An 11,728-nucleotide genomic window follows, 5' to 3' on the forward strand; every position below is an offset into this window, starting at 1 on the left:
CAATAAACTTTTGAATTATAAAGTAAGTTCTCTGAATCAATTGGAAACTTTACTCAACAGAAATGGTTATAAGCTATGCAAAAACACAAATGATGAAAAAACTTTTAACATTCTAAAAAACGGAGTAAAACAGAAAACCATTTACGGAAATGAAATTGTTTTTGATAATGGTAAAAATGACAACAGGAGAAATCAAATTAAAGCCATTTTGAGCAAATACAAAGAAATTTACTCGAATAAAGTTTTCAAAGTGGAAGACAAAAGACGACAGGATTCGATGCTTCCAGAAAGAAAACAAAACGAGGATGGGAAACCCAAAATTGAATTTGAGAGTGAGCTTCAGAAAAAGCTTCGAGATGTTTTCGGAATTGATATGGTTTTTCATAGCAAAGAGGATAAAAATCCATTCGGATATACGGTGATCGACCACAAAACCCCAAAAGTATATAAAGGAAGTGATATTGTGAAGATGAATGAAATGTTTGATTTCACTCCGAACAAAATAGACAAAAAGCTTTTTGAAATCTTGAAAGATTACAATATTCAAAATCAGGAATCGAAAAAAATAGTGTTGGAATTTATTTCCAAAAACAATCCAAAAATTGAAATCAAAGATTTTATGCTTTTCGAAAATCGAAAAAAGAAAGACTTGGAAACGTATAGAAAAGTTCAGTTTGAAGTCAAAGATTTTATCAAAAATTCAAATCAAAATAATGATAAGAATATTTCAATAACCAAAGGCGAAGACGAAAAAATACATGCTATTCATACACGATACCATTATATCGGAGAACTTCAAGCATTAATTGGAGAGAAGGAATTTCAAAAATTTATGAATCCGATTCAAGCAAATGAAATCAGAGTACAAAGTAAAGAAAAAACAGAAATAAATAAAGCCATTGATGAAATGTTATTTGAATTCATGAAAAGTTCAACTGCAGCAAAAGACCCTGCCGAGAATGAACTCAAAAAGAGAAGAAAAAAGAAAAAATAAAATCAGAAGAAATGATAATCACTTTTGCAACACAAAAAGGAGGAACAGGCAAAACAACACTTGCCATAGCTTTTGCCAATTACATTTCAACCTATTCGAAAAGGAAAATTAATGTTTTCGATTTTGATTATCAGAAATCATTTTACCATAAATGGAAAGAAGATGCAATGTTCGATGCTCCAAAGTTGTATGACGTAGAAATAATAGGAGAGGAGGAAGAGCAACCATTTTCAGACTTTGAAACTTTAATCAATCTGAAAGAAAGTGAAGAAATTAACCTATTTGATCTTGCAGGAACATTAGATGCAAAGTACAGCGATTTGTTGATTTATAGTGATTTCATCGTCATACCATTTGAATACTCTGATGTGTCGGCAAAATCAACTTTGGTTTTTGTGAATTTTTTAGGACTTCTGGAAAGTCAGGCAGAAAGAGTATTCATTCGATCAAAGTATGACAAAGGCTACAAATACCTAAATCAGCAAGGAATGGATGAAGAAATTACAAAATACGGAATGCTTCTTAAAAGTCCTGTTTTCAAGAGAAACTGCTTGCAAAGTATTGATACGAGAAAACTCACTTATGAACAAAAATATGCCGTAAAAAATTCATTTAATGAATTGATTGAGTACATCAATGAAACACTGCAGATTACCATTTAAAGGTAGTTTCAATAAAATAACAGATAAAAATAAATAGTAAAATGACAAAATTTGCCGCCATAGTTATCGCGATATACTTTCTATACTATGTAGGAAATGTGATCTACGATCTTTTCCTGAAAAAAGAAATTACCGTAAAAAATGAAGAAACAGAAGAGTTTTCTTTAATGGAATTTTCAGAAGAATATGAGGATGATGTAAAGGATATTGGGATTGAAGATGTTGAAAATCTTAATATGCCAAACTCATTTACCAAAAGAGAATTACAGCCTTCTCCTATTGAAGAATCAGAAGAAAGAGAAGATATAGATTATTGGAGGGAGAAGTTTGAGTTTGAACAAAACATCGATTCTTTTCATCAGAATAATGAAGTCATCTTGAGTTCAAGCAGCGAAGAAACGCATTCAACTCCGAATAAAACAAGCAAAGATAAATGGTGCCAATTGCTCAATCTTGCAGAAACCAGTGTGCAACTTGTTTCAAACAACGATGGATACAAGATTTATCAATCCATGATGTAATCTGGAAAATTAAAAATATTTAATATGAATTTTCGCACGTAAACCCTCAAAACCTAAGGTCAAAATCTAATTTCTAACCACTAACATTTAATTATTATGAATCAAAAAATCAAAAAACACAATTTAATGAAAAAGGCATTCACTGCATTTATCGTGCTTTTAGCCATAACTCCGGTATTTTCACAATCAGGCGGTAGTGCTGCTTTAGGAAATGCTGCATCAACATTATCTGGCTACATGGCAGACCTTAAACTTCTTATTTATGCTATTGCAGCTATTGTAGGAACCGTTGGAGGAATTCGAATTTACAACAAGTGGACAAATGGCGACCAAGACATCAACAAAGAAATTGTTGGTTGGGGTGGAGCTTGTGTATTCCTATTGATCGTTCCAACATTTATTGCTGCAATGTTCTAATGGGCTATTTACTTTACAAGGGGTTGAAAAAACCCCTTGTTTTTTTCGGATTAAAGGACAAATACATCTATTACGCTATGGGTTCTGCGGTCGGAGGTTTTATGACGGTAGCTATAATGTCTTCTTTAATTGGAGGTTGGGGTTTACTTGTGGGAGCAGCAATCGGCGGAATCGGAATTTGGTGGAGCTATAAAATGCAAGATACAAAAGGTCTTCACAATAAAACAAAAAACGATGAAGAACTGCATATCATTTCTGTGCAAATTAAAAATGCAAATTTTACAAAAAAAATAAATCATGAGTTTAAAGAAAAAAATATTTGATATTCCCTTTATTGGTTATGATTATGGTCAAGATAATAATTGGACTTTTGATGTATTGATTGGTCAATATGGAAATCCCATTATCGGAATTCAAATTAAAAATATTGTAGAACAATATTCTGCCGATCCTTACTCTTATGAACATTTTCATACTATACTTAATCAAGTTGTTGCCATTATTGGTGAAAATCATGTGGTTCAGAAAATTGATATTTTCAGTAAACAAAAATATGTTGCTGAAGAAGAAAAAGAATTTTTACAACAAAAATATTCCGAACATTTCGACGGAAGAATTTACAAAACGATTGATACCATTCTTTTATTTTCGGAAATCGTGGATCACAGCAAAAAGAAAAAAGCATACACCTTTTCAGAAAAATCCTACAAAATATTAAGAGATAAGTGCCAAAAGATATTCATGTTGCTTAACCAAAATAATTGTGAGCCAAAGTTTCTTAAAGAAAAAGACTTTGATTATTACATGAATGGAATTTTAGCAATGAAATTTTCTGAAACTCCAACATTTAACAATATTAAATCCACGAATGAACATTTACAAATTGGAAACCAATATATAAAAACAATCAGTTTTGTGGATATTGAAAAAATAGAACTCCCTTCCGCAATTGAAACCTATTCTACTTTAGGCGGAAATGGAACAGCAGCAGATACGGCGGTAGATAATTTTTCATTTATTAATGAACTTGACGAATACCGAACGATTATTTATAATCAAATTATTTCTATTCCACATCAATCTGCCAAACACCGGGAATTAGAAAAAAAGAAAAAGAAACATGAAGGTGTAGCAAATAATTCTCCCTCAAATGCCATTGTAGCCAATGAAATTGATGAATTGTTACACAATGTAGCAATGGATGGTCAGGTGATTGTAGATGCCCATTTTTCAATAGCATATTCGGCAGATTCCTTAGAACAAATGGAAGAAACCCAATCTTTAATTGAAAACAAACTGTTTATGAAAGGAATCATTGTTTCACAGAATTCCTATAATCAGTTGGAACTATTTCGATGTTGTCTCCCGGGGAATGCCGTCGAACTAAAAGACTATGATTTATTTACTACAACAAGCGAAGCTGCCTTGTGTTTTTTTTTTAAAGAGAGTTATCCGATAAACGAAGATTCTAATTTTTACTTACGATTTACCGATAGACAGGGCGTTCCTTTAAAAGTTGATCCCGCAGATTTACCTATGAAAACAGGAAGAATAAATAACAGAAATAAATTTGTTCTCGGTCCTTCCGGTTCGGGTAAATCTTTCTTGATGAATAATATCATTGAACAATATTTGACTTATAATTTTGATGTTGTGATTGTAGATACCGGAGATTCCTATTCCGGTTTGTGTGCATATAAAGGAGGGCGATACATTCAATATACCGAGGAAAAACCCATTACTATGAATCCTTTTTTAATGAGTAAAGAAGAATTTAATATTGAAAAAATAGAGTTTTTAGCCAATCTGATCTTTTTAATCTGGCAAGGAGCAGATGCCACGATGAGTTCTACTCAAAAATCAATTCTGGACAATGCTTTAATGTCATATTATCATCAGTTTTTTAATGGTGGTAATGATTGGTACAAAGACAAAAGTACAGAAGAGCTTTCACAATATTTAAAAAAATTTAATATTCATGAAGAAGATATTCTCAATGATTATGAAAAAGAATTAGAAGGAAATAAAACCTATTATGATATTTTAGAACTTCCCTTTGATGCCACCACTGCTGAAATTAAAAATAAAGGAAGAAAACTCATTCAATTACATCACCCGGATAAAAACACAAATAATCCAAATTATGATGCTTCAAAGTTTTTTCAAGTGCATGAGGCTTATGAGACCCTAACTGATGAAGTGAAAAGAAGAGCTTATAATCAAACTCAATTGATTCTTACAAAATCAAAATCCATTATCAAACGCCCGGAAAGTGTTAAAGAATGGGATGAAGCTTTAAAAAATGCTTTAATAAAAAGGATTATTGAATTGGAAGAGAAATTAAAAGTTCCTGAACTTTCATTCAATTCATTTTATGATTATTGTGACCAGTTTTTACCGATTTATCTCAATAATAAAAAGCATCCGGTCGACGAAAAAGAATTTAAACTCAGTAATTATCTTTTCGTCTTAAAAGATTTCTATAAAGGTGGAAGATATGGAACCACGCTCAACGAAAGTGCTGACAATACTTTATTCTACGAGCCATTTATTGTATTTGAGATTGATAATGTAAAGGACAACCCGAAACTGTTTCCGATTGTAACGCTCATTATTATGGACACGTTTATCCAAAAAATGCGCTTACGCAAAGACCGTCGAAAAGCATTGATTATTGAAGAAGCTTGGAAAGCAATTGCTTCAAAATTAATGGGCGGTTATATCCTTTATCTCTACAAAACGGTAAGGAAATTTTGGGGTGAAGCAATTGTTGTTACGCAAGAACTCGGTGATATTATCGGAAATACGGTTGTAAAAGATTCCATCATTAATAATTCAGACACTTTCATTTTGCTGGATCAAACCAAGTTCAAAGATAATTTTGAAGAAATTGCTTCTTTACTTTCCCTCAATAAGGTGGAACAAAATAAAATTTTCACCATCAATAATCTCGACAACAAATATAGGAGAAGCCGATTCAAAGAATTTTATCTGAAACGAGGTTCTAAAGGTGAAGTTTATGGAAATGAAGTTTCCTTGGAGCAATATTTAACCTATACCACAGAAAAGCCTGAGAAAATAGCGATTGAATATTATGTGAAGGAATCTGAAAATTACGATGATGCTTTGCAGCTTTTTGTAAGTGATTTCAAAAAACTCAATGATAAAATGGAAAACATGGTTTCCCTGGTAAATCTCTATCAAAAACCATTGGATAAAATAGCAGTTGATTATTACCAACATATGAGAAATACAAACAGTGACCAAAATGTTTTGAAAATCATAGGAAATGAAATGCAGGATCGAAATTTAAGTTTTATTGAATTGATTAACCCCAAAAACTACCAATATGAAAAAGTATAGCTTTATTTTATTAGCAATGATCGTAGGAAATTTTGCTTACTCACAAAATACCTACATCGATCCAACGACAACGCTTGCATTAAAACTTTATTCGGATAATCTTGAAAAAGAGCAAGAAAAAACCATTGAACAGCAAACAAAATTACAACAAGCACAAGCTTGGGTTGGAACTCAAATGGTAGTTGCCAACAATATTCAAAAAAAAGTTCTCAAAGGTCTTACTGAAGTTTCCGGCACTTTAAAAAATGGAATACAGGTCATTGATATTTATAATGAAATAGACCGTTGTCTGCAATATTCCGGTGATATTCTCACGCTAACGAAAGACCATCCCCAATTTGCAGTATTTGGCGTAAGAACATCTCAAAAGACCTATGAACAAGCAATTAAATTAACTACTGATGTAACTGACTTGTTGAAGCCAGGAGAATTAAATCTTGCGACTGCAGGTGATCGTTACAAACTTCTTTTCTCGGTATCTCAAAATGTGATTATGCTTAAAATTTGGTTGCTCGCTACGAAATTGAATATTGAAAGAGCCATAAGACTTGGTTGGTTTCAATCTATTAATCCTTTTCAAGGTTATATCAATACTGATAAAAGTATTGTAGAAAATATTATGTGGACGTATAAAAATAGATTTTAATCTTAAAAAAATCATCATGCGTAAAAAATATATTCTTCCCGTTTCACTTCCAATTGTTTATTTATTTCTAACCTCCTTTGGTGGAAATACTACTCCTCCGTGGCAAAAAGAAAATGTGTCGTTTCCAATGATGAACCAAGAAATTCGTCATAGCATGCAGGAAAATGAAAGACAGCAAAGCATGAAAAATTGGCAAGACACAAACCTTGCTACGGAAGCTGTCAATAAAAAACAGTGGACAAAATTCAAAGAAACCACCAATAAAATTCAAGATCGGTTGAGAATTGTGGATTTCGCAATGCAGACAATTCCTACTGGTTATGCCATTTTTCTTGAAAGTGAGAAAATACAAGATACTCAATCGAAAATCATTGAAGAAATCCAATCTGCACCGTATTCCATCATTCCCATGTTACCATCTGAAGTAAAATTTGCAGATGATATGCAAATGATCGTGAGATTATTAACCGGGATTGTGATTTCTTATGGAGCCATCAATCAAATGGAAAAGGCAGAACGTAAAATTTTGTTGGATTATGCATTAGATGAAGTGCGGCAACTTCGAACAGATTCTTATTTAATGCTTAGAAAAATAAGAGATCTTAAACAGAAAGTAGAGTACAAGAAATTTCTAGTTTCCTATTACATCAATAAGGATAAAAAGATTATTGAAGATATTATGAACCACTTTTAAAATATAGAAGATGAAAAATAAAATTTTATTACCTATTTCAATATTTGGAAGTTTTGCTTTTGCGAATGCACAAACCATTGTTATCAATGATAAACTGCTCACACAGGTTACTAAAAATCAAGCAGTTCGTCTTGCAAGTAATGAGTCGTTTCTCAATTCATTCGAGAAACAGAAAAAATTATATGATGATGTAAATCAAAAAATTGCACAAGTCGTAGCGATTCAAGAGTTTATCTATTCCAATTTGGTTAATGTGAATTCTGCCATCAAACAGGGAAAAAGAATGTATTATTTGTCGAAAACTTTTGTACAAATTGGGCAAAATGCTCAAGATGTTTTGTCACTTTCTACACAATATCCCGAATATGCAATTCTTTTGAACAGATATTACATCGGAGCAACAAGGGAACTCTTGCAATTAAAAACCGAACTCACCCGGGATATTTTAAGAGAAGATGCCGATTTTTTGATGGATCCTTATGATAGAGAATTACTCATCAGAAATATTTCTACAAGAGCGCAGCTTATTAATGGCTATCTAATCGCAATTAAAATAAGACTGAAAAACGCAAAGTCAATTCCATTTATCTATCAGATTCCAACCATTAGTAATTATGTAAATCTTGATAGATCAATTGTCAAAGATATTATCATAAAATTTAATTTGGTTTTTAAATAACACAATATGAAATTTTTTACACCACGTATTTTCATCTTTCAATTCTTATGCTTTTCGGTATTTGGAATTGCTCAGACAGTTAAAAAACTAAACGATCCATCAATTGTTGCACAACATAAAAGACAGGTTTTTGAAAGTTGGGGAGACTGGAGACCTTATCCTAATTATGTTTTAGGCATTCAAACCAATTTCGCTTATGCAACAGTTTGGGGGTGGTTATCTCCGTCAAGAAATCACGATTACAAAAACGGTCCCGATATCCGTCCTCTAAAACCAACAGGATTGGAGGTTCAAAGGTTTGCAGAATTAGAATACCAAAGAAATGAAGCCGAGAAAATTAAAGTTGAAGTGGATACTCTTTACAAAAGAAACTTACAGGATTTTGCGCATTGGACTTCAGTAACATCAGAAGCTGATCCCCTTTGGTTGCTTTATTACAAAAAAATGCTAAAACCCTTGAAAGAGTTCCCCTCTAATCCTCAGAATTTTATGCAATGGCAATTAAAGGATGATAAAACCTATCAAAATATGTTGGCATTTGGAGAGATTGATTATCTCAAAGAACAACTCGATCTTTTAAAAGATCAATATGATAACTCAAGAATGTTAGATATGCCGCGAGGAAAAAGATTTCTCATGTATCATGAAACTTTAATCGGTTGGAGAAAATTTGTAAAAAGAATCCGAGCTGGAGACCAAAAAAACACCTTATATCTTGATTATAAAAACCTCTTAACATCCATAAAAACAGCAGTAACACCTATACCTACAAAAAGCGATAAAGAAATTGTTGAAAGTATAATGACAAAATATAAAAATAAGTTTTAAAATATGAAAAAAATATTTACCCTTACGATTTGTCTTCTCGTTTTCTTTTTACCAGTAGTGGTTTTTGGACAAACTGGAGATACTGAAAATTACAACAAATTATTGCAATTTCTAAAAGGCGATGGAGCATTCGAAAAGTGGTTCATGGAAGTTTTTACAAAATTAGACACCACAATGGCGACTCAATCTGCAGGAGCCAAAATGCTTGGTCAATCTATTGGCGGTTTTGGAGCATTGTGTTATATGGGATATTTAGGGTGGCAAATGCAGGAAGGAGCAAGACCTTGGGAAGTAACACCATTGATTAGACCAACAATTATTGCATTTATTTTAATGTTTTGGACACAATTCACTGGGATGATTCAATACCCGCTGCAAGCACTTGCAACACCAGGAATGGCACTTTTCCAAGATATTGAAAAAGACGCCAATGATCTTCGAGTTAAAAGATTTCAAAAACAAAATGAAATTTTAGAAATACTCATTAAAACTCAAGCTGAAGAAGAAGCAAAGCAAGAAGCATTGGATAAATTAGAAAGCAAATCAGATGATAAATGGTTTGATATTGATACCAATAAACTACTCGCTCCCGTAAAAGAATGGTATATGAGGATGGAATTTAAAATTCAGAAAACATTAGCAGAAATTATCGAAGGAGTTTCTCTCACCATACTTCGGGTCTGTACCTATTTAATTTTCTTCATTCAAAAAATATGGCTCTATATTTTAATTATTCTTGGTCCTATTGCCGTAGGAATGTCACTCGTTCCCGGGTTTGAAAATTCTTTTGGAAACTGGTTAGCCAAATTTATCAATATCAATTTATACACCTTTATTTCTTATACCATCATCAACATCGGTCAGCAAATTATTATGAGCGGTTACCAAATGGAATTAGACAGATATGCGCTTATTCTTAGCGAAGGTGGTGTAGCCGATATGCAAACACTTCGAGTTTATGTACAAAACAGTGGAATGATGTACACCGCATTGTTTCCAGCAGTCGCTTACATTATTACCGGGATTGGAATTTTAATGACCCCTACCATTGCAGATACTATTGTTTCCGCTGGTGGTGCAGGAATGATGAGTAAATCTAAAGCAGGTGGCGGCACCGTTGCAAGCGCAGGAAAAGCGGTAGGAAGAACTGCCGCAGCTGCTACAACGGGAGGTGCAGCAGGAGCAGTTGCAGCAGCAAAAGAAATAGGAAAAGCAATCGCAAAAGCTAAAAAATAACATTAAAAATAAAAAAATGCTCGTAAAAAATATAGAACAAAAAATAAAAATCAACAAAGCAGTTTCAATTGCAGCAATACTTTTTGCAGTAATTATAGTAATTGCAGGTTTTGTAATGGCTTACAAAATGGTGGAAGATTCTCGAAAATCATTGTATGTGATTGATAACGGAGTTCCAATTTTGGTGAAACAAACTGATGAACTTTTGAACCGACCAGTAGAGTATAAATCTCAAATTGAATTTTTTCACCGATTGTTTTTTACACTCGCACCGGACGATCAGTACATTAAAGAAAATGTTCAAAAATCTCTTTACTTAATTGATGACAGTGGAAAAAAAGAATACACCAATTTAAAGGAAAAAGGATTTTATAATCAAATCATATCAGGGAATTCAATCGTAACTGTTCGTGCTGATTCAATCAAATTAGATCTTCCCAATAAAAAATTTACTTATTACGGAACGCAGTCAATTAATAGGAAAACCACTCTTATCATTCGGAAATTGATTACTGAAGGAAATTTCGAAGATATGATAAGAAGTCCAAACAATCCCCACGGGGTTTTATTAACAAACTGGAGAATTTTAGACAATACTGAACTGCTTAACAAAACAAAAAATTATTAGCGATGATTGCATTCTACTATAAAACAAAAAAAAACATAATCCAATTGAAAGATTGGGTTATGAAGCATCCGAAAGAATCTTATAAATATGTGATGATATTATTACTCCTATCATTTACATTTTCATTCATTCAATATTTCTTTTTTAAACCCAAAGTAGCAAAGAGTTTAATCTTTCCCGAAATGTACTCTAAAAGTGATAAAACAAAATATGACCTCGATCAAAAGGATCAAAAAGCAGAAAGCATTGTAAAGGAGCTTGAAAGTTATAAAATCAAACGAGAAAGCGGCGCACCTTTAACAAAAAATGACAGTCTGAGAATCGAATATCTTTTTAACCAATACCAAAATTTGAAAAATGGACATTAAAAAACTCAATTTTAAACAACCTAAATATATTTTCCCATTGATCTTGTTTCCGGTGATTATGGTTTTTGGATTTTTAGGAACGAAATTTCAAGATAAAAATAAAAATGATGAAGCACCTACAAAACAAGAATTATCGCTCTCATTAGGTGAAACTCAAGATTCAATTCTTTCCAAAAATGCTGCTTATGACCAATTTTTCGCAAAAGGAGACGGCAGAACAATGCTTGATGGAATTGATAAAGAAGATAACAGTCTTCAGAATTATTCCGATAATCTCGATAACCGCCAAAAACGATACATTGATTCCATTCAAATCGTAAGAAGTCTCAATTCTAACAGGGTCGGAGACTTAGGAAGAAAATCATATTATGATGGAAAAAATGATGATAAAGATTTTCAACGTTCGGCTGATATGGTTCGAATGCTCAATGAAGGAAGCAGTGGAAGAGGAAATTCTTATGAAAATCCACAAAGTGTTTCCAGTTCCGGGCAACAGGAAAAAGAGAATGATCCAGTGAAAATGTTGAAAAAACAAATGCTCATGATGGATTCATTGGAAAAAGCAAGGGATCCCGAATACCAAGCTGCACTTTTAGCCGAAAATAAATTAAAAAAGAATAAAGAAAAAATGGCAGCTTTTTTAAATTCTACACTTCGGGTGAATAAATCATCACTGAATCCAAGTTTTAATT

At 32.5% G+C, this 11,728-nt stretch carries 13 protein-coding genes and 1 pseudogene; all 14 read left to right on the plus strand.

Annotated features, from left to right (window positions below):
* On the plus strand, positions 1 to 994 hold a 994-nt coding region (locus WBY99_RS09765), incomplete at its 5' end, for a relaxase/mobilization nuclease domain-containing protein (RefSeq protein ID WP_423976143.1).
* 11 nt (positions 995 to 1,005) lie between these two features.
* A complete protein-coding gene (locus WBY99_RS09770) occupies positions 1,006 to 1,656 on the plus strand; it encodes a ParA family protein (RefSeq protein ID WP_423976144.1) in 651 nt (216 codons plus the stop codon).
* Between the two features lie 41 nt (positions 1,657 to 1,697).
* Positions 1,698 to 2,177, plus strand: coding sequence for a hypothetical protein (locus WBY99_RS09775; RefSeq protein WP_423976145.1), 480 nt, complete (start codon positions 1,698 to 1,700; stop codon positions 2,175 to 2,177).
* Between the two features lie 126 nt (positions 2,178 to 2,303).
* Positions 2,304 to 2,594: a DUF4134 domain-containing protein gene (locus WBY99_RS09780; protein WP_423976146.1), complete on the plus strand. Its 291-nt coding sequence runs from the start codon at positions 2,304 to 2,306 to the stop codon at positions 2,592 to 2,594.
* A 23-nt stretch (positions 2,595 to 2,617) separates the two neighbouring features.
* Positions 2,618 to 2,917: a DUF4133 domain-containing protein gene (locus WBY99_RS09785; RefSeq protein WP_423976147.1), complete on the plus strand. Its 300-nt coding sequence runs from the start codon at positions 2,618 to 2,620 to the stop codon at positions 2,915 to 2,917.
* A complete protein-coding gene (locus WBY99_RS09790; RefSeq protein ID WP_423976148.1) occupies positions 2,892 to 5,957 on the plus strand; it encodes a TraG family conjugative transposon ATPase in 3,066 nt (1,021 codons plus the stop codon). Before WBY99_RS09785 ends, WBY99_RS09790 begins: the two co-directional genes overlap by 26 nt.
* Positions 5,944 to 6,603: a hypothetical protein gene (locus tag WBY99_RS09795; protein ID WP_423976149.1), complete on the plus strand. Its 660-nt coding sequence runs from the start codon at positions 5,944 to 5,946 to the stop codon at positions 6,601 to 6,603. The genes WBY99_RS09790 and WBY99_RS09795 overlap by 14 nt, the downstream gene beginning before the upstream one ends.
* Positions 6,604 to 6,619: 16 nt before the next feature.
* Complete coding sequence (locus tag WBY99_RS09800) at positions 6,620 to 7,297, plus strand: hypothetical protein (RefSeq protein ID WP_423976150.1); 678 nt, start codon at positions 6,620 to 6,622, stop codon at positions 7,295 to 7,297.
* A gap of 10 nt (positions 7,298 to 7,307) precedes the next feature.
* The gene (locus WBY99_RS09805) at positions 7,308 to 7,976 is read left to right on the plus strand and encodes a hypothetical protein (RefSeq protein WP_423976151.1); all 669 of its coding nucleotides are present in this window, start codon (positions 7,308 to 7,310) and stop codon (positions 7,974 to 7,976) included.
* 6 nt (positions 7,977 to 7,982) lie between these two features.
* Positions 7,983 to 8,804, plus strand: coding sequence for a hypothetical protein (locus tag WBY99_RS09810; protein WP_423976152.1), 822 nt, complete (start codon positions 7,983 to 7,985; stop codon positions 8,802 to 8,804).
* A gap of 3 nt (positions 8,805 to 8,807) precedes the next feature.
* Positions 8,808 to 10,040: a hypothetical protein gene (locus WBY99_RS09815; protein ID WP_423976153.1), complete on the plus strand. Its 1,233-nt coding sequence runs from the start codon at positions 8,808 to 8,810 to the stop codon at positions 10,038 to 10,040.
* Positions 10,041 to 10,056: 16 nt separating this feature from the next.
* Positions 10,057 to 10,668, plus strand: coding sequence for a conjugative transposon protein TraK (gene traK / locus WBY99_RS09820; RefSeq protein ID WP_423976154.1), 612 nt, complete (start codon positions 10,057 to 10,059; stop codon positions 10,666 to 10,668).
* Positions 10,669 to 10,670: 2 nt separating this feature from the next.
* On the plus strand, positions 10,671 to 11,036 hold the full coding sequence (locus WBY99_RS09825; RefSeq protein ID WP_423976155.1) for a hypothetical protein: 366 nt from the start codon (positions 10,671 to 10,673) through the stop codon (positions 11,034 to 11,036).
* A pseudogene (locus WBY99_RS09830) lies at positions 11,026 to 11,728 on the plus strand (conjugative transposon protein TraM); the annotation flags it as partial. The gene WBY99_RS09825 and the pseudogene WBY99_RS09830, both read left to right, overlap by 11 nt.

It is taken from the genome of Kaistella sp. (genome assembly GCF_049588135.1).
GTDB lineage: Bacteria > Bacteroidota > Bacteroidia > Flavobacteriales > Weeksellaceae > Kaistella.

Bases quoted from the DNA above. Each gene is read 5' to 3' on its own strand.
- WBY99_RS09770 (WP_423976144.1), top strand. From the start codon at position 1,006: ATGATAATCACTTTTGCAACACAAAAAGGAGGAACAGGCAAAACAACA.
- WBY99_RS09775 (WP_423976145.1), top strand. From the start codon at position 1,698: ATGACAAAATTTGCCGCCATAGTTATCGCGATATACTTTCTATACTAT.
- WBY99_RS09780 (WP_423976146.1), top strand. From the start codon at position 2,304: ATGAAAAAGGCATTCACTGCATTTATCGTGCTTTTAGCCATAACTCCG.
- WBY99_RS09790 (WP_423976148.1), top strand. From the start codon at position 2,892: ATGAGTTTAAAGAAAAAAATATTTGATATTCCCTTTATTGGTTATGAT.
- WBY99_RS09795 (WP_423976149.1), top strand. From the start codon at position 5,944: ATGAAAAAGTATAGCTTTATTTTATTAGCAATGATCGTAGGAAATTTT.
- WBY99_RS09800 (WP_423976150.1), top strand. From the start codon at position 6,620: ATGCGTAAAAAATATATTCTTCCCGTTTCACTTCCAATTGTTTATTTA.
- WBY99_RS09805 (WP_423976151.1), top strand. From the start codon at position 7,308: ATGAAAAATAAAATTTTATTACCTATTTCAATATTTGGAAGTTTTGCT.
- WBY99_RS09810 (WP_423976152.1), top strand. From the start codon at position 7,983: ATGAAATTTTTTACACCACGTATTTTCATCTTTCAATTCTTATGCTTT.
- WBY99_RS09815 (WP_423976153.1), top strand. From the start codon at position 8,808: ATGAAAAAAATATTTACCCTTACGATTTGTCTTCTCGTTTTCTTTTTA.
- traK (WP_423976154.1), top strand. From the start codon at position 10,057: ATGCTCGTAAAAAATATAGAACAAAAAATAAAAATCAACAAAGCAGTT.
- WBY99_RS09825 (WP_423976155.1), top strand. From the start codon at position 10,671: ATGATTGCATTCTACTATAAAACAAAAAAAAACATAATCCAATTGAAA.